This is a genomic window from Amycolatopsis sp. NPDC043887 (genome assembly GCF_056435665.1).
This window is the reverse complement of sequence record NZ_JBWKEB010000001.1, coordinates 317,254-333,765: the sequence shown is the minus strand read 5'-3', so window position 1 is coordinate 333,765 and position 16,512 is coordinate 317,254. Positions and strand designations below refer to the sequence as shown.

Genomic DNA, 16,512 nt, shown 5'->3' with positions numbered 1-16,512 from the left:
CTGCCCCTCCCGCGGCGTCCGGCGCTCCCTTGTGCTCCCCTTCTCGGCCGGACGACCACCACGGTGTGTACCGGCCCGGCGGGCACGGTAGGCCCCCCGAAAGGACGAGCGCAATTTCGCCTGGGGACCGCCCTGTGGATAACCTGGGGATGACTGGGGGCAACCCTTCACAGGTGACCCGAAGCCTGTGTACAACTTGTGGGCAACGGTGGGATGGTCTGACAAAAGTGCTGGTCAGGGCCTGTGGAGACACTGTGGAGAACTTTATTCAACTCGCCACGGCGTGTCGGGCAAAACTCGTCGTTCGGCGTGTCGCACGCGGGCGCACAGGGGTGCCCTGTGGATGAATGCCACGGAGAGCAGAGGGGCCATCCGCCCGGCTCACGGGCGCGGAATTCAGGACGCGAACAACCTGCCCTGTGCGCTCCGTAGTCGTTCTCCGAGAATCTGCTGGTCGGCGGGTGTGAAGGCGATCCTCGGTTCGCCACTCCCCGGTACCTCTTCGGTCAGCCACCGGCCCTCGGACGTATCGATGTAGTTCACCGGGCGTTCGATCCGCTGCCGCGCGCCGCTCCGGCCGCGGGCCGCGACGTAGAGGCTTCCGCTCCCCAAACGGCGTAACGCGAGGATGCGGCGAAGCTCGTCGGCCTCCTGGCTGCCGGCGCTCTGCCGTCCGCTGCGAAGCACCTCGAAGCCCTCGTCCTGCGCAGTCGAGGACGAGCGCGGCGCCTCGACCTGGCTCTTCGGGACGGCGATCGGCCGTCCGCGTCCCGGCGCGAGCTTCGGGATCTGGTCGAGGAACTCGGTGAGCAGTTCTTCCGGCCGCACCGACGCGAGCGCGATGCCATCGTGCTCGCTGTGCCGGGCGAGGACGAAGCCCTCTCCGCCGGCGCTCCCCGCGAGCAGGGTGAAGCTCAGCGCCTTGCCCTCGAATCCGCCGTCGATCCAGCCGTAGTACTCCAGCGACGGCCTGGCGATCGCTTCGAGCGTCGCCTTGAACCCGGGGTGCAACCCCCGCGCGCCGAAGAGGCCCTGGCTCGCCAGCTCCTCGTTGGTCCGCTCGTCCTCGGCCCGCTGCGCGTCCTCGTCGTACCAGGTCGGCGTTTCCGACAGGATCGTGTGCGGTTCGCCGCCGCGGCGGCGGATCAGCGTGATGAGGGTGCCGGTCGTGATCGTGACCTGCTTGTCCAGCACCGGAACTGCCCCCTAGTCGTTCTTGTTCGTCCAGCCCGGAACAAGACAAGCCGGGCGCGCCCCAATCTTGGCACGCGCCCGGCCCGCTCGTGACGACTACTCGCCGATCACCGGCGGTGCGGTGAGTTCGTCGGTTCCGAAGATCTCGTTGGGATCGTCACCGACGAGGAATTTGGAGCTGCGCTCCTCGTCTTCGCCGCCCTTGCCCCTGGCGCCACCGGCTCCCATACCGCCCATGCCGCCCATCATTCCGCCGGCACCACGGCCCGCTCCGGCACCGGAACCGGCCGCGCCGCCACCCATGCCGGCGCCGCCCATCGCACCCGCGTTGCCGGGCAGGGCCGCGCCGCTCCCGCCACCGGGACCGAACCCGGGGCCGAAGCCGCCGTCCGGGCCGAAGCCTCCCGCACCGGGGATGTCGGTGCCGCCGAAACCGCCGCCACCGCCTCCGCCGCCACCCGGGCCGAAGCCGCCGGCGCCGGGGATCTTCGGCGGGGTGTACCCGGACGCGTTCGTCCCGTCGTCCCAGGACGGCGGCTTGTAGTTGCTGCCGGGGATGTTCGGGTTGTACTGCCCGCCGGGCAGGTTCGAGCCCGGCAGGTTCGACCCGGGGAAATTCGAGCCCGGCAGGTTGCTGCCCGGCAGGTTCGACCCTGGCAGGTTCGAGCCAGGCGTGCCGATACCCGGCATGTTCGAACCGGGGACGCTCGGCATCCCGCCGGGCGGCATCGAACCGGGCGGCGTCGAGATGCCCGGCATGCCGTTGTGCCCGTTCCGGTCGCCCTGACCGTTGCCGTTGCCGTCCTTGTCCCCTTTGCCGCCGCCGTTGACGTCGACGTTCGTGTTCTGCCCCTCCATCTTGCTGTAGGTGGGCAGCTTCTTGCCGTTCTCGGAACTGGCCTTGAAGTACTCGTTGAACGCGTCGACGTTCGCTTGACCCTTGTCGTTGTAGTCCCGGATCGCGCGGTCGGTGTCGGTGGTCCACGGGGTGATGGAGTTGAGCAGGTTGTTCTTCGGCGGGTCCTTCGGGACCTGCTGCACCTTCGCCTTCACCGTGGTGAAAGCGGTGTTCTGCTCGCCGAGGTACTTGTCGGAGTCCACCAGCTTCTTGCCGGAGTCCTCCATCCACGCCCGCAGCGGATGCGCGCCGGACTGCTGCGCGGCTTCGGCGCTCTTACCGGTCCAGGCGGCGTCCATCTCCTTCGACAGGTTGTCGATGGTGGTCAGCCGTTCCTGGTAACCGGCCTTGAGCCGGGTCGCCGCGGCCTGGCCCTCCTGGATCGACCCGGTGCCCGGACCGGTGACGATCTTCTCCCAGATGTGGTAGCAGTCGATCTTGCGATCACCGCCCGACGCTTCGAAGTCGCCGGATCTCGTGGTCGCCAGGTTGTAGGCCGAGTACCCGGCGATGATCGGCAGCAGGAACACGCGTCAGCCCTCCTTCAACGTCTCGATCATCGCTTCCCCCACTTTGAGCGCGACGGGGCACGGCTCGCTCGCGCCCGGTCCGTTGTCGTACTGCACCAGGATGTTCACGGCCAGCTGATCGGTCACGCCGACGAAGAGGCCGCACTTGCCCTTGTTGCGGGCGTCGAGCGAAGCGGCGTACACCGCCGGGTAGCCGCCGACCTCGGTCGGCTCGAAGTACTCGTTGTTGGCCTTCGTGTCGTAGACGTCGCTCAGGCCGTTCTTGTTCGCGAGCACCGGGCTGATGTCGATCTGGTTCAGCCGGTCGTCGGCGGCGAAGAGCGTGCAACCTTGCCCCACGCTCGTGGTCCCACGCTCACCTTCGCCGAGCCCGAGCTCGGATCGCTTCGCGGCGGAAAGCGCGGAGCAGGCGTCGCTCTCGATCGCCGAGGTCTTCAGGGGATTCGACACCTTGGGTGCGGAGCCGGACGAGCCGCTCGACGCACTGGAGGAATCGGCCCCGGTCGTGAAGGACGGCTCGGACGAGGCCGTGCCGTTCTTGGTGCCCGAACAGCCGGCGACCAGCGCGCCCGCGGCCAGGAGGAGAACGAGGGAACGTCGCATCACACGGCCTTGTGCTTGTTGAGCGAAGCCTGCGTTTCGGCCTCGTTGGTGGCGATCTTCTGCTTCGCGGCGGTCAGCTGGTCGATGTAGTTCTTGACGTAGTCCTGCATCTTCTGGTTCTGCTCCAGGAACGCCTTGCCCGACGGGTTCGCCAGCTTCTCCCAGTCACCGCTCGCGAACTCCTTGCCGGGTGCCTTGACGTTCGCCATCAGGTTCGCGTCGCGGTAATCCTTCTTGAGCTCGGCCTGCAGATCCGTCCACTTCTTGATGATGCCGTCGATCTTGTCCTTGTCGAAGGTGAACCCGCCGCCACCCCCACCCGACGCCGACGGTTTGTCGGGATTGGCCGGCGCGGACACCGTGACCTTCTGCTGCCGGTTCTCCTCGGCGTTGCTGTCGTAAGCCATTGGTTCCAGATCCCCTTTTGCGTCCCCGTGCCTCGACGTCGAGTCAATCCTAAGACGTGACCCGGCCCAGTGGGGTTCCGCGTAAAGCAAAGGGCGGGACGTCTCCGCGCTGGAGACGTCCCGCCCTTTGCCGAAGCGGTGTTACTTGGCCTTGACCTCGAGCCGCACGTCGACGCGGACGTCGGGGTGCAGACGGGCGCCGACCGAGTGCTTGCCCACGGTCTTGATGTGGTCCTTCAGCTCGATGACGCGCTTGTCGAGCAGCGGGCCACCCGCGGCCTTGATCGCGTCCACGATCTCGGCGGTGGTGATCGAACCGAAGAGCTTCTTCGAGCCCTCGGCCGCCTTGCCGCTCAGCTGGATGGCGCCGAGGCCTTCCAGGGTCGCCTTGATCTCCTTGGCGTGGTCGAGGTCGCGGATGCGACGGCTCTCCTGCGCCCGCTTGATCGTGCGCACGTTCTTCTCCGCGCCCTTGGTGGCCACGATGGCGTAGCCGCGGGGGAGCAGGTAGTTGCGTGCGTAGCCGTCCTTGACCTCGACGATGTCGCCGGGCCCACCGAGGTTGGCGACGTCGGTGGTGAGAATGATCTTCGCCATTGACGTGCCTCCTTAGCGTGCGGTCGAGGTGTAGGGCAGCAGCGCCATCTCGCGGGAGTTCTTGACCGCGATGGCGATGTCACGCTGGTGCTGGCTGCAGTTGCCGGTCACGCGACGGGCACGGATCTTCCCGCGGTCGGAGATGTACTTCCGAAGCAGGTTGGTGTCCTTGTAGTCGATGTTCTCCGGGCGGCCCTTCTTCTCGGCCTTGCAGAACACGCAGACCTTCTTCTTGGGCTTGCGGATGGGTGGCTTGGCCACGGTATTTCTCCTGGATTTCTACGTAGTGGTTGTCTCGAGGCGTCTCGCGGAGCTTTCGCCCGCGGCGGAGCGCCTGATCAGAAGGGCGGCTCGTCGGAGAAGCCACCGCCACCGCCGCCACCGGCGGGCGGGGCGGAACCCCACGGGTCGTCGGCGGGCGGGCCGGACTGGCCGCCACCGCCGCCGCCACCGAAGCCGCCGCCTCCACCGCCACCGGTGCCACGGCTGACCTTGTTCACCTTGGCGGTGGCGTAACGCAGCGACGGGCCGATCTCATCGACCTCGAGCTCGACGACGGTGCGCTTCTCGCCTTCCTTGGTCTCGAAAGACCGCTGCTTGAGGCGCCCCTGCACGACGACACGCGCGCCACGCGTCAGCGACTCGGCGACGTTCTCGGCCGCCTGACGCCAGATGTTGCAGCGCAGGAACAGGGCCTCGCCGTCCTTCCACTCACCGGACTGACGGTCCAGCGTGCGCGGGGTGGACGCGACCGTGAAGTTCGCGACCGCCGCACCGGAAGGGGTGAAGCGAAGCTCCGGGTCGGACGTGAGGTTGCCGATCACCGTGATGACGGTGTCTCCAGCCATCGGGAAAGTCCTTCGGCTCAGGCCTTGGCGGCGGCGGTCGCGGCGCGCTTGATCTCGCGGCGCATGACCTTGGTGCGGAGCACGGTCTCCTGCAGCGAGAGCTGACGGTCCAGCTCCTTGACCGCTTCCGAAGTCGAGTTCAGGTCGAGGAGCGCGTAGATGCCCTCGGCGTGCTTCTTGATCTCGTAGGACAGCCGGCGACGGCCCCAGACGTCGACCTTCTCGACGCTTCCGCCCGAAGTGCGGATCACGTTGAGGAAGTTGTCCAGGGTCGGGGCCACCGTACGCTCGTCGAGCGTGGGGTCCAGGATGACCATTACCTCGTAATGGCGTGACACAACCACTCACCTCCTATGGGCTCGCGGCCACGGACTGTCCGTGGCAGGAGGGTTTGTCCAGGTAAGCGTACCTGGCGGTCAGGCGACGCGGCGCAGGACCCAGGTGCGGACCAGCGCGGCGGTCACGCCGGCGAGCACGAGCACCGCGAGCAGCATCGGCAGCTGGACGTCGCCGCCGGGCATGCCGTCCGTCGCGAGCGCTTCGGCGTTGCCCGCGTTGCGGACGTCGGGGCCACCTTGCCCGGCCTGGCCGTCGGTGCCGTACTGCGGGGCGCCCTCGCCGGGGAGCGGGCTGTTGGCCGGGTAGCGCACGCCCGGCGCCACCGCGACACCCGGCTGCGCGACCGGCAGGTTGCCGTAGTCGCGCGGCGGGGCGTAGCCGGTGCCGTTGCTGCCGCCGGGCAGCAGGCTCGGCGAGGACGGGAGGCCGTTGGTGCCGCCGCCGTTGCCGCCCTGCTGCGGGGCCGTGGTGCCCGGGGTCGGCAGGGTCGGCGCGACGTAGTTCGTCGCGACCGTCGTCAGGCCGCAGCTGCCGGCGACCTTGTGCTCGATGGAGTTCAGCGTCTTTTCGGGGTTGAGCCCGAGGCCCCAGGACTTGGTGTCCTTGACCGCCTGGCGCACGGCCGCGCCGATCGCCTTGCCGTCGACCGAACCGCCCGCGGCGTTCGGGACCGCGCCGACGTTGATGGTGTTGACCTTGGCGATGTCGTTCGCGGCGACGTCGTAGAGGGCCAGCGTGCCGGCTTCCCGCGCGCCCGCCCGCACCAGTTCCTTGACCGAGGTGCCGGTGATCGCGACGGTGTCGCCCATCCCGCCGTTGACGGTCCCGCTGCACGCGTTCGCCAGCGTGGTCGCCGCCGAGGCGGTGCCCGCGGTCAGGAGCGCGCCCCCGGTGACCATGGTCGCGAGTGCGGTGACGGTGAGCGCCTTGCGGGTGGTCTGCCAGATGGTGGTCTTCCGCACGGGGGCGATCCTCCGGGTCGGTGGGGGCGTGTGGCAGTGCACGAGGAATCACTGCAACGGGGATAACGAGGGAGTGACCCGAAAGATACTAGGCGGTAGGACTAACTTGAAGCGGCCATTCGGCGGAGGACCCAGGTGCGGACAAGGCCCGCGCTGACTCCGGAGAGTGCCAAAACGGCGATCAGCAGCGGCAGTTTCCCGTCTTGAGTGAATCCGTCGCTCACGTTCGGTAGCGCTTCGGCCTGTCCCGCGTTCTGGACGTCCGGGTTCCCGGCCTGGTTCTCGGTCGCGATGCCGAACTGGGGCGCGTAACCCGGGATCTGACCGCCGTACCGGAGGCCGGGCGACGGGCTGAAGAGACCGGCCGTCGCCATCGGGATGGAGCTGTAGTCGCGCATCGGGGCGTAGCCCGTGCTGATGCCCCACGGCAGGTTGCCGAAGTTCGGGGTGAAGGTGCCGGGCAGCAGCGGGCTGTTCGCCGCCGGGATGCCGCCCACCGGGCCGCCGCCCTGCGCGGGAGCACCCGGTCCGCCCGTCTGCGGGCCGCCGCTGCCGGGCGTGCCGGGAGCGGGTTTCCCTGGCTGGGGCTGGGTTCCGGGAGCGGGCTTGCCACCGCCGGTCAAGGCTTCGTGGGTGCCGGTGACGGCGCCGTTCAGCGCCTCCGCCGCGGGTTCGCCGACGACCGGGACCGGCGCGACGACGGTGTTCACCACGGTCACCGTCACCTTGCAGAGGGTGCCGAGCAGCGCGTCGATCGTGCCCGTGAGCACCCCCGAGACCGGACCGGCCTGGCCGAGGTTGAGCGGAATGCCGAGCAACGGGGTCTTGCCGAGGATCGTGTCGCCGGTCTTGGCGGTCACCGATCCCCCGCAGGTCGCGGTCTTGGTCTCGGCGGCGGCGGCCGTGCCGGGCATGGCGAGGGCGGCCGAGCCCGCGAGAATGAAGGCCGACGCACCCAGGGCGGTCGCCCTCCGTGTCCGTTCGCGCATGCCTTCGACTCCTCCGTCGTCGGGGTCACCTACCTGCACAACGACGCTAATGGAGACGAGTAACGCCCGCTCACTCGAAGAAGTCAGGCATTCGAGTGGAAGCGGGCGTCACGGAGGGTGAATCAGGCGGGCTTACCCCGCAGCCAAGCACGGACCAGAGCGGCGGCGACGACGGCCAGCGCCAGCACCGCGAGCAGCAGCGGCAGCTTGGCCGGGGCGACCGGCGCCTGGATGGCCTGCGCGTTGCCGGCGTCCTTCTCGTCGACGGTCGGCGGCGGCACCTCGCCGGGGATGATCTCGGTGATCACCGGCGCCTGGACGAAGCTGCCGGGGAGCAGCGCCGCGTTGCTGATCACGCCGGCGATCGAGTCGCCGCCGATACCGGTGGAGGAACCCGGACCGGTCCGCACCGGGAGTTCGCTGCCCGGACCGCCGGGCTGACCCGGCCCCGGTGCCGGAGGCTTGGGCTCCGGGTTCGGCGGCTCGGGTTCGGGGTCGGGGTCGGGGAGCGGCAGCTCGTCCGCGACGCCCTGCGTCAGGTTCCCGACCGCGTTCACCGTGCCCTGCGCGGGCTTGCAGACGCCCTGCGCGGCGAGGTCGCCCACCACGTTGTCGGTGAGGCCGGTGGTCTTGACCAGATCGCCGACCGGCAGCGAAAGCAGCGGCTTTCGTCCTTCGGCGGTCTTGGCCTTCGAGTCCAGGCCGACCGTCAGCGCCTCGGGCGAATTCAGCGGAGCGCCGGCGTCGAGAACGAGTCCGTCGGCGGACTTCCCGTTCTGCAGCGTGGCGGCGCAGTCGCCGGAAAGGGTCGGATTCGGTTCCTCGGCGGCCGTCGCGGTCATCGGGAACGCTAGTCCGGCCGTGACCGAAAGCGCGAATCCCCAAGCCGTGATCCGCCCGGCAGTCTTCCCCATCGAGTTCGTCCTCCGCCCCTCAGGACCCAACGCGGTTTAACGGAACGCGCTCACGCTACCCCACGAGCGTGACCATCCGAGTCGCGACGGCGAAAAACCCGCGAGGGTAAGTTGCCACCATGAAAATCGGTGCCCATGTCCGCGACGACGACCCGCTGATCGCGGTCGCCGAGCGCGAAGCCGAAGTCCTCCAATTCTTCCTTTCCGACCCGCAGGGCTGGAAAGCTCCCAAACCCCACCCGCACGGCGAGGCGATCAAGGAATCGCCGGTCGAGGTGTTCATCCACTCGCCGTACCTGATCAATGTGGCGTCGATGAACAACCGCATCCGTATCCCGTCACGGAAGAACGTCACGCAGCACGCGAACGGCGCCGCCGCGATCGGCGCGAAAGGGCTCGTCGTGCACGGTGGCCATGTCGGCGCCGGGGAGGACGTGGAGGAAGGCCTCGTCAACTGGCGCAAGCTTTTCGAGCGTGAACAGGAAAAGGGCGGTTTCGCCGTGCCGATCCTGATCGAGAACACCGCGGGCGGTGACAACGCGATGACGCGCGACCTCGAGACGATCGCCCGGCTCTGGGACAAGGTCGGCGACTTCGGCGCGGGTTTCTGTTTCGACACCTGCCACGCGTACGCGGCGGGCTGGGACCTGACCGAGGCGGTCAAGAAGGTCAAGGCCATCACCGGCCGGATCGACCTGGTGCACCTCAACAACTCGCGTGACGAGTTCGGTTCCACCCGGGACCGGCACGCCAACGTCGTCGGCGGTGACGGCACGATCGATCCCGAAGTGCTGGTCGCGGTCGCGGCCGAGGCGGGTGCCCCGGTGGTCGTCGAGACCCCGCCCGACGGGCAGGCCGCGGACATCGCCTACGTCCGGGAGCGCGTCGCCTCCGCCTGAGGTCCGGTCTCGCGCCGTACTCGCGCGGGAGACCGTTCCCTCTCCGGCGGGAGGGCCGGGCACGCCGATCGCGAAAGGCTCGACCTCGACCGGGAAACACCCGGTGCTGGAGGGAAGCCATGAACATCAGGTCGAAGATCGCCGCGGTCGCCGTGCTCGCCGTCGCGGCGGGAACGCTGGGGGCGACGCAGGCGACGGCGGCTCCGTCGTCCGGTTCGGTCGTCGTGGGATCGGCGGGCGGACCGCTGACGTTCCCCGGTTTCGAGGGCGACCCGGTCCGGTTCGACTTCGCCGCGTTCGGGGAACCCGGGAAGTCGTCGGGCCGGTTCCACGTGAATCATCTGACCAAGGACGGAAAGCCGTTCGCCGATTTCGAGGGCAAGGTCGACTGCGTCTCGAGTGAGGGCGACCTCGCGGTTTTGACCGGCGTGATCGAACGCGCCGACATCCCCGGCTTCCCGGTGAACCTGGTCGGCCGCCGCGTCGGCTTCTCGGTGCGGGACGTGCCGCGCGGCCACGACCGGATCGGCTGGAGCTGGGCGTACGCCGGTTTCGAACAGGACGTCCTGCCCTGCACCGCGCCGGTGCCGTTCTTCGCGACGAGCACGGGCGGCTACGTCGTGCGCTGAATCGGCTTGACCCTCACGCCACGGGAGGGTCAAGCCTGTGCCGCATGAAGAATCGGACCGTGTACCGGGCGGAGGACGGCGAGCATGTCGGCTACGTCGTCCCCGCGCCGGAAACCCGTTGGCAGGCACTGACCGTTTTCGGCTACCCGCTCGGCGGGCCCGCCGCCTTCGACGACTCCGTCGCGTTGCTGGAGGCCGAGGGGCTGGCCGTCCTCGCCGAGCGCTGGTCGGTCAAGCAGGGCGACGACTGGTTCAGCTGCCGTCTGATCGAAACGTCGCCCGAAGCCGTCGTCGTGCAGATCGACGACTTCGGGGCCGAGGACTTCGGCAAGCACGTCAGGCTGGAACGTCCTGGGCCTGAGGTGTTGAAGCGCGTTTGACGGTGCGCGAATCGGGTGCGCCGTCGAGGAAACCGCCGATCGGATCGTCGTCCCCGGCGGCGCGGACGGGGTCTTTGCGCGGCTGGTGGATCTCCCGGATCACCAGCGCGCAGAGGCCGACCACCGCGAGGTCGCGGACGACGACGGTGCCGAGGAACCAGTCTTCGGGCAGCCCTTTGTTGTCGACGCCGAGGTAGTACATCATCCGCGGCGCCCAGACCAGCGCGTCGAGGACCATCCAGCCGAGCAGCAGTCGCCAGCGCGGGATCGCGAGCACCGCCAGCGGGACCAGCCACAGCGAATACTGCGGGCTCCACACCTTGTTGGTCAGCAGGAACGCGGCCACCACGAGGAAGGCCAGCTGGCCCAGCCGTGGACGGCGCGGCGCCTTCATCGCGACGTACCCGATGCCGGCGCAGGCGGCGAGGAACAGCACCGCGACGACGGCGTTGAGCACGACCGGTGTCTGCCCCGTGGCGAGTTTCCCGTCGAAACCGGCCCAGCCGGAAAGGTGGGAGACCACGTTGTAGAGCGAGTCGGGATCCATCGGGCGCGCCGTGTTGAGCCGGAAGAACTCCCACCAGCCGGTCGGCGCGGCGAGCGCGAACGGGACGTTGACCACCACGAACGTCGCCGCGGCGAGCCCGGCGGTGAGCGCCCAGTGTTTGACCTTGCCCGCGCGCAGGCACAGGAAGAACAACGGGATGAGCAGCAGCAGCGGATACAGCTTCGCCGCCGCGCCGAGCCCGAGCAGGAAGCCCGCCACCTCGGGACGGCGCCGGGCCCACGCGAGCAGCGCGGTCGCGGTGAACGCGGTCGCGATGGCGTCGAAGTTGGTGAAGACGTGCACCAGCACCAGCGGCGAGATCGCGACCAGCACGGCGTCCCACGGACGTCGTTTCAGCGATCGGCCGGTCGCCCACACCGTGACGAGCCAGGCCAGTGCGAGCCAGAGCGCCGAGATGTCGAAGTACACGGCCACCGGGAGCGCGCCGGGCAGCCAGCCCGATTCCGCGACCGAAAGCCACGCTTCGGTGAGCTTCGCGTTGATCCACTGGAACAACCCGGTCGCGACCGGGTACTCCATGTACCGAGTGGTCTCCTTCGCCGTTCCCGCGTTTTCGGTCCACGAAGTCACGTACGGGAAGGTGTCCGGATCGTTCAGGCGCTCGGAACTGTAGAGCGGGATGATGTCCGAGTAGCACATCGCGACGAACGGGCGGCCCGCCCGCCAGTCGAGCTGGTGGGTCCCGGAATCGTCGGTGTACTGCTGGATGCACGACGCCTTGCCGAACCACGAGAGCACCAGCGCGAGGCAGGCCAGCAGCAGCCCGACCCGTTGCGGCGACCAGAACCAGTGCCGCCCCACGGCCGCGTGCTCGCCGAGCGGGCCGCCGATCGGTCTCGTGGCCGCGGCCACGAGCGGTTCGTTCCAGCTCGGGATGACCCGCTCGCCGGGGGTGAGGGAGAGCGGAGCCTCGGGCTGGGTCGTCTGGTCGGACACCTGGCGGATGTTAGCGCCTATCCGGGTGACCACCCGGTGATGTCGCCGCTGTCGTAGAACCCGGCCAGCACCTCCGCCGCCGCGCCGAACGCGACGACGTCGTCGCCCATCTCGTCGAGATCGACCTGGATCCGTTGCCAGTGCGGCAAAGGCAGCAGTTCCCGCAGCCGCGCCGCGACGGTGTCGCGGTAGACCTCGGGCTCCGCGCGGACCGAACGCCCGGTCAGCACGACACGTTCGAGGTCGAGGACCTGGACGAGGTCGGCGAGACCGATCCCCAGCAGGCCCGCCGCCTCTTCCGTGGTCGCCGCCGCGTTGTGCAGCACCTCGACGCAGCCGCGCCGGCCGCATGCGCATCGCGGTCCGTCGAAGGCGAGCGTGGTGTGCCCGAATTCGCCCGCGTTGGTCCGCGGCCCGCGATACAGCCTGCCGTCGATCAGCAGGCCGACGCCGATCCCGGTGCCGACGAGCACGACGGCGGTCGCGGCCTGGTCGCCCTCCGGCCAGTGCTGGGCGAAGGCGGCGGCGTTGGTGTTCTTGTCGAGCCGCACGGGCAGCCCGGTGCGTTTCGCGAGCAGGTCGCGCAGGGGGACGTGGTGCCAGCCCGGCATGTTCGTGGCGTCCCGGACGACTCCTTCGCGGTGGTCGAGAGGGCCGACGCTGCCGACGCCGAGGCCGAGGACACGTTCGCGCTCGACGCCGTCGAGTAGTGCTTCGGTCGCTTCGCCGAGGGCGGAAACGGCCTGGTCAGGGGTGAATCCGGGCGACAGGGGCCCGCCGCGCGACGCGATGATCTTCCCGGTCAGGTCGGTCCTGAGCACGCGGAACGAGTCCCGGTCGAGCTGGGCGCCGAGCGCGTAACGGGCGTCCGCGCGGACGCGCAGCAGGGTGCGCGGCTTGCCGACTCCGGACGCGGGCTGGCGTTCCTCGTCCAGCAGGCCGGCTTCGAGGAGTTCGGGGACGATCTTCGAGACGGCTTGCTGGGTGAGCCGGGTGCGTTCGGCGAGTTCGACGCGGCTGAGGCCGCCCGCGCGCAGGATGTGCGTGAGCAGCAGTGTCCGATTGTGCTGGCGCAGGCCGCGCAGATTGACCCCGGTCTCCGGCATAGCGCGCATCCTGCCATGACTGGCTGATTACGCAACACTGTTGTTTAATGGGGTCATGGCTGACTTGCGAGTGGGGATCTTCGGATACGGCACCGGCGGACGCGTCTTCCACGCGCCGCTGGTCGACGCGACACCGGGGCTGACCCCGGCCGCCGTCGTCACCTCGAATCCGGACCGGGCCGGACAGGCGAGCGCCGACTATCCGGCCGCCGACGTGCTGCCGGACGCGGACGCGTTGTTCGCGAAGGCCGGCGAGCTGGACTTGGTCGTCGTCAGCACGCCGAACCGAACGCACGTTCCGCTCGCGCTTCGGGCGATCGAGGCGGGCTTGCCCGTCGTCGTCGACAAGCCCTTCGCGCCGACAGCGGCCGAAGCGGCGAAGGTCGTCGAAGCGGCGAAGGCCAAGGGAGTCGGACTGACGGTGTTCCAGAACCGCCGTTTCGACTCGGATTTCCTCACCGTCCGGAAAGTCCTCGAGACCGGCAGGCTCGGCGACGTCTTCCGCTTCGAATCACGCTATGACCGCTGGGTGCCGAAGCCGCGGGACAACTGGCGCGAGTTCGGCGACCCCGCCGAGGCGGGCGGCCTCCTCTACGACCTCGGCGCGCACATCGTCGACCAGGCGCTGCAGCTGTTCGGCCCGGTCGCCGAGGTCTACGCGGAGGTCGACAGGCGCCGCGCCGGGGTGTCCGTCGACGACGACGCCTTCGTCGCCCTCCGGCACACCAACGGGGTGCGTTCGCACTTGTGGGCGTCCGCGCTCGCGGGCACCCGGAACCCGCGATTCCGCGTGCTCGGCGACAAGGCGACCTTCACGAAGTACGGCCTCGACGTCCAGGAGCCGCAGATCAAGGACGGATTGCGGCCCGGCGACCCCGGCTGGGCGGTCGAGCCGCCGTCGGACGCGGGCGTGCTCGGCGTGAACGACGACGTCGAAACGGTGCCCACCGAGGTCGGCCGGTACGAGGACTTCTACGCGCAGGTGCGCGACGCGCTGCTCGGCAAGGGCGACTTCCCGGTCGATCCCGCCTCCGCCGTCGAGGCGCTCCGGGTCATCGAAGCCGCTCACCTCGCGGGTGCCGAACGGCGCGTCGTCACCCTCTAGCTATTCGGTATCGCCTCTGCCGCCCCGGCCGGGACTCCCGTTGCCGCCCTCTTCGTTGTTCTGGCTGGAGGTCGGCGGGTTCTTCGAGCTGGACGTCTCTTCGTCATCCTCGTTCCGCGAAGACGAAGACCCGGTCGACGGGCCCGTCGACGGCGTGCCGGTCTCGGTCGAGCCTTCGTCCTCGCCCGGCGGGGTCTGCGTCGACGGGACGGTGTTGCTGTCGTCCCCGCCGATGATCTTGACCTTCTCGAAGCGCTCCCCCGGCTTCCCGTTCAGGTACAGGGAAAGGAACTTCTGCCAGATCGGGCCGGCGATCGTCGAACCGAAGATCGACTTGCCGTTCTTGCCCTTCAGCGCCTTGTCGCCGTCGCCGCCGACCCACACCGCGGCCGAGATCGACGGCGTGTAGCCGACCATCCAGGTCTGCGAGTTGGCGTCCTTCGCCGACGCGGGTTCGCCAGGACGGTAGGTGTGCTGCTGGGTTCCGGTCTTGCCCGCGCACTCGTGGTTGTTGGGACACTTGAGCTTCGAGAACGGGATGACACCCTTGAGCGACTCGGTGACGTTCCCGGCGATCTGCTTGCTCTTGGCGGCGTCGTCGGCGAACGCCGGTTTCGCCTCTTCGGGAGCGGAGTACGCGGCTTCGTCCTGCGAGTTGGTCACCTTGACGACGAAGTGCTTGTCCAGCCGCTGGCCTTCGGCCGCGAAGGTCGCGTACGCGGCGGCCATGTCCTCCGGGCTGATGACCGTCTTGCCACCGCCGAGCGCGATGTTGTTGTCGGCGAACAGCTCGGAGGCGCCCTCGGGGGCGGGTTTGACCCCGGCGTCCTTGGCTGCCTGTGCCACCGGCCCCGGCTTGGTCACGTTCACGACCATGTCGTAGAACACCGTGTTGGCCGACCGCTGCATCGCCTCGGCCACCGTGCACTGCTGCGAACAGGTGCTGCCGGGGCCGGCGTTCCGGATCGTCTGCTTCCCGAACTGCCGGTTGTTGGATCCGTCGAACGTCGAGTTGATGCCGCCCTTGCCGAGCTGCATGTACGCGGTGAGGTCGAACGGCTTCATGGACGACCCGGGGTTCTGTGGCGTGTTCGCCCAGTCACGGCCCTTGAGGTCCTGGCCGTTGGGTCCCTTCACGATGGACGGCCCGCCGTAGTACGCCTTCACGCCGCCGGTCTTCGGGTCGATGGCGACGAGCGCGTTGAGCAGGTTCTCGTCGGTCTGGCCCTTCATTCCCTCGGCGATCGCCTTCTCGGCGGCGGCTTGCGCCTTCGGGTCGATGGTCGTGTAGATCTTGTAGCCGCCCGTGTAGTAGACGTCGTCGGTGATGCCGTTCGCGGCGAGCTCTTCCTTGACCTTGTCACGGATGAAGCTGTTGACGACACCCGCCTGCTCCTTGTCCTCCTGCGGTACCGGAGTCGGGAACTGCATGTTCGCCCGCTCCGCGGCGGGGAGGAAACCGTTCTGCACCATCCGGTTCAGCGCGACGTTCCAGCGTTCGTTCGCGACCTTCGGGTTCTCCGAGCGGCCCGGCTGCTGGATGAGGCCCGCGAGCAGCGCCGCCTCGGACGCGTTCAGCTCGCCGGCGGGCTTGCCGAAGAACGCCTGCGCGGCAGACTCGATCCCGTACGCGCCGCGCCCGAAGTAGATGATGTTCAGGTACGCCGAGATGATGTCCTTCTTCTCGTACGTCTGGTTCATCTTGAAGGACTTGGCGAGCTCGGTCCACTTACGGGTGAGGGTCGACTCGTCGTCCCCGCTGGCGACCTTGATGTACTGCTGGGAGATGGTCGAACCACCGCCCTTGCCCGCGGTCACCTGGTTGTAGACCGCGCGCAGGATGCCGCCGATGTCGAAGCCGGAGTTGGTCTCGAAGGAGGCGTCCTCCGTGGCGATGACGGCCTTCTTGACGATGTCCGGGATCTGCTCCGGCGTCAGGATCTGCCGGTTGCCGCCCTTGGGGACGTCCTTGCCCATCTCGGTGTTGTCGGCGTAGTAGTACGTCACCGCCTGGCCCTGCGTGGCCGCGACGGACTGCGGCGACGGCACGTCGACGGCGAAATAGGTGATCACGAACGCGATCGCCGGGATGACGAAGAAGAGGCAGAACAGCGCGAGCAGCACTCGCCTGATGCGTCTCCACCGGCGCTTCTTGCGCTGGGCCGGGGTGAGGATCGGCTTCCCGTTCTCGTCGGTCTCCGGGCCGTACGGCTCATCGTCGTACGGCTCGTCGTAGCCGCGGTCGGTGGTGCCGTTGTGCTCGTGGTGCGTGATGAGGTCCGGCTCGTGCTGCGGCGCGACCGGTGGCCGCTGCGGGCGCCGCGGTGGCGGCTGCTGAGGCGTGCCCTGCCGTTGCCACGGCGCCTGGCCAGGGCCCTGCGATCCGGGACCCGGCCGCTGCCCGTACCCGGGGGGCGGGCCGGCGGGGCGGCGGGGCGGTCCGGCCGGGCGTTGCGGACGACGTGCGGGGTCAGGGTCCTGACCTGGCCATCCGCCGTGGGGATCGTCGTTCACTGGGACGTCCTCCGAACCTTCCGTGGTGAGCGCGGTCCTGCGGTCGCAGGTCTCCTTCCAGTTAAGACGTATCGGAGCGGTTCAGGTTCATCGC

18 protein-coding genes are annotated in these 16,512 nt (G+C 68.9%); 4 read left to right on the top strand and 14 right to left on the bottom strand.

Going from position 1 to position 16,512, the window contains the following annotated elements:
* Nucleotides 1-396: 396 nt before the first annotated feature.
* The 11 genes from AC069H_RS01720 to AC069H_RS01670 all read right to left on the bottom strand — a co-directional run bounded on the left by AC069H_RS01720 (nucleotide 397) and on the right by AC069H_RS01670 (nucleotide 8,281).
* The gene (locus AC069H_RS01720; RefSeq protein WP_219146938.1) at nucleotides 397-1,194 is read right to left on the bottom strand and encodes an ESX secretion-associated protein EspG; all 798 of its coding nucleotides are present in this window, start codon (nucleotides 1,192-1,194) and stop codon (nucleotides 397-399) included.
* A gap of 96 nt (nucleotides 1,195-1,290) precedes the next feature.
* The gene (locus AC069H_RS01715; protein ID WP_478231019.1) at nucleotides 1,291-2,622 is read right to left on the bottom strand and encodes a PPE domain-containing protein; all 1,332 of its coding nucleotides are present in this window, start codon (nucleotides 2,620-2,622) and stop codon (nucleotides 1,291-1,293) included.
* A gap of 3 nt (nucleotides 2,623-2,625) precedes the next feature.
* Nucleotides 2,626-3,225, bottom strand: a complete 600-nt coding sequence (locus AC069H_RS01710) for a DUF3558 domain-containing protein (protein WP_478223973.1) — start codon at nucleotides 3,223-3,225, stop codon at nucleotides 2,626-2,628.
* Nucleotides 3,225-3,632, bottom strand: a complete 408-nt coding sequence (locus tag AC069H_RS01705) for a hypothetical protein (protein ID WP_340685785.1) — start codon at nucleotides 3,630-3,632, stop codon at nucleotides 3,225-3,227. Before AC069H_RS01705 ends, AC069H_RS01710 begins: the two co-directional genes overlap by 1 nt.
* A gap of 141 nt (nucleotides 3,633-3,773) precedes the next feature.
* On the bottom strand, nucleotides 3,774-4,229 hold the full coding sequence (gene rplI / locus AC069H_RS01700; protein ID WP_005168124.1) for a 50S ribosomal protein L9: 456 nt from the start codon (nucleotides 4,227-4,229) through the stop codon (nucleotides 3,774-3,776).
* 12 nt (nucleotides 4,230-4,241) lie between these two features.
* The gene (gene rpsR / locus AC069H_RS01695) at nucleotides 4,242-4,490 is read right to left on the bottom strand and encodes a 30S ribosomal protein S18 (protein ID WP_005168122.1); all 249 of its coding nucleotides are present in this window, start codon (nucleotides 4,488-4,490) and stop codon (nucleotides 4,242-4,244) included.
* A 77-nt stretch (nucleotides 4,491-4,567) separates the two neighbouring features.
* Nucleotides 4,568-5,077 carry a single-stranded DNA-binding protein gene (locus AC069H_RS01690; RefSeq protein WP_020632569.1) on the bottom strand — a complete coding sequence of 170 codons (510 nt, stop codon included), beginning with the start codon at nucleotides 5,075-5,077 and terminating at the stop codon, nucleotides 4,568-4,570.
* A gap of 17 nt (nucleotides 5,078-5,094) precedes the next feature.
* Nucleotides 5,095-5,415, bottom strand: a complete 321-nt coding sequence (gene rpsF, locus AC069H_RS01685; protein ID WP_016338288.1) for a 30S ribosomal protein S6 — start codon at nucleotides 5,413-5,415, stop codon at nucleotides 5,095-5,097.
* 78 nt (nucleotides 5,416-5,493) lie between these two features.
* Nucleotides 5,494-6,378, bottom strand: coding sequence for a hypothetical protein (locus AC069H_RS01680; protein ID WP_478231018.1), 885 nt, complete (start codon nucleotides 6,376-6,378; stop codon nucleotides 5,494-5,496).
* Nucleotides 6,379-6,479: 101 nt separating this feature from the next.
* A complete protein-coding gene (locus AC069H_RS01675; RefSeq protein WP_478231017.1) occupies nucleotides 6,480-7,367 on the bottom strand; it encodes a hypothetical protein in 888 nt (295 codons plus the stop codon).
* Between the two features lie 122 nt (nucleotides 7,368-7,489).
* Complete coding sequence (locus tag AC069H_RS01670; protein WP_478231016.1) at nucleotides 7,490-8,281, bottom strand: hypothetical protein; 792 nt, start codon at nucleotides 8,279-8,281, stop codon at nucleotides 7,490-7,492.
* A 119-nt stretch (nucleotides 8,282-8,400) separates the two neighbouring features.
* Between AC069H_RS01670 and AC069H_RS01665 the strand changes: the two genes are divergently transcribed.
* The 3 genes from AC069H_RS01665 to AC069H_RS01655 all read left to right on the top strand — a co-directional run bounded on the left by AC069H_RS01665 (nucleotide 8,401) and on the right by AC069H_RS01655 (nucleotide 10,189).
* Complete coding sequence (locus AC069H_RS01665) at nucleotides 8,401-9,180, top strand: deoxyribonuclease IV (RefSeq protein WP_478231015.1); 780 nt, start codon at nucleotides 8,401-8,403, stop codon at nucleotides 9,178-9,180.
* Between the two features lie 119 nt (nucleotides 9,181-9,299).
* Nucleotides 9,300-9,809, top strand: a complete 510-nt coding sequence (locus tag AC069H_RS01660) for a hypothetical protein (RefSeq protein ID WP_478231014.1) — start codon at nucleotides 9,300-9,302, stop codon at nucleotides 9,807-9,809.
* 44 nt (nucleotides 9,810-9,853) lie between these two features.
* Nucleotides 9,854-10,189, top strand: coding sequence for a hypothetical protein (locus AC069H_RS01655; RefSeq protein ID WP_478223979.1), 336 nt, complete (start codon nucleotides 9,854-9,856; stop codon nucleotides 10,187-10,189).
* Here AC069H_RS01655 and AC069H_RS01650 read toward each other — a convergent pair.
* On the bottom strand, nucleotides 10,146-11,693 hold the full coding sequence (locus AC069H_RS01650; protein WP_478223980.1) for a glycosyltransferase family 87 protein: 1,548 nt from the start codon (nucleotides 11,691-11,693) through the stop codon (nucleotides 10,146-10,148). The genes AC069H_RS01655 and AC069H_RS01650 overlap by 44 nt on opposite strands.
* A gap of 17 nt (nucleotides 11,694-11,710) precedes the next feature.
* Entirely contained in the window at nucleotides 11,711-12,799 is a 1,089-nt protein-coding gene (locus AC069H_RS01645; RefSeq protein WP_478231013.1) for an ROK family transcriptional regulator, read from the bottom strand.
* A gap of 55 nt (nucleotides 12,800-12,854) precedes the next feature.
* On the opposite strand from AC069H_RS01645, the gene AC069H_RS01640 reads away from it, so the two are divergent.
* The gene (locus AC069H_RS01640) at nucleotides 12,855-13,904 is read left to right on the top strand and encodes a Gfo/Idh/MocA family oxidoreductase (RefSeq protein WP_478223982.1); all 1,050 of its coding nucleotides are present in this window, start codon (nucleotides 12,855-12,857) and stop codon (nucleotides 13,902-13,904) included.
* Here AC069H_RS01640 and AC069H_RS01635 read toward each other — a convergent pair whose 3' ends face one another.
* Nucleotides 13,905-16,418, bottom strand: a complete 2,514-nt coding sequence (locus AC069H_RS01635) for a transglycosylase domain-containing protein (RefSeq protein WP_478231012.1) — start codon at nucleotides 16,416-16,418, stop codon at nucleotides 13,905-13,907.
* Between the last annotated feature and the right edge of the window lie 94 nt (nucleotides 16,419-16,512).

Coding starts and splice junctions, on each gene's coding strand:
- AC069H_RS01710 (WP_478223973.1), bottom strand. CDS start 3,225: ATGCGACGTTCCCTCGTTCTCCTCCTGGCCGCGGGCGCGCTGGTCGCC.
- AC069H_RS01705 (WP_340685785.1), bottom strand. CDS start 3,632: ATGGCTTACGACAGCAACGCCGAGGAGAACCGGCAGCAGAAGGTCACG.
- rplI (WP_005168124.1), bottom strand. CDS start 4,229: ATGGCGAAGATCATTCTCACCACCGACGTCGCCAACCTCGGTGGGCCC.
- AC069H_RS01690 (WP_020632569.1), bottom strand. CDS start 5,077: ATGGCTGGAGACACCGTCATCACGGTGATCGGCAACCTCACGTCCGAC.
- AC069H_RS01675 (WP_478231017.1), bottom strand. CDS start 7,367: ATGCGCGAACGGACACGGAGGGCGACCGCCCTGGGTGCGTCGGCCTTC.
- AC069H_RS01670 (WP_478231016.1), bottom strand. CDS start 8,281: ATGGGGAAGACTGCCGGGCGGATCACGGCTTGGGGATTCGCGCTTTCG.
- AC069H_RS01665 (WP_478231015.1), top strand. CDS start 8,401: ATGAAAATCGGTGCCCATGTCCGCGACGACGACCCGCTGATCGCGGTC.
- AC069H_RS01660 (WP_478231014.1), top strand. CDS start 9,300: ATGAACATCAGGTCGAAGATCGCCGCGGTCGCCGTGCTCGCCGTCGCG.
- AC069H_RS01655 (WP_478223979.1), top strand. CDS start 9,854: ATGAAGAATCGGACCGTGTACCGGGCGGAGGACGGCGAGCATGTCGGC.
- AC069H_RS01645 (WP_478231013.1), bottom strand. CDS start 12,799: ATGCCGGAGACCGGGGTCAATCTGCGCGGCCTGCGCCAGCACAATCGG.
- AC069H_RS01640 (WP_478223982.1), top strand. CDS start 12,855: ATGGCTGACTTGCGAGTGGGGATCTTCGGATACGGCACCGGCGGACGC.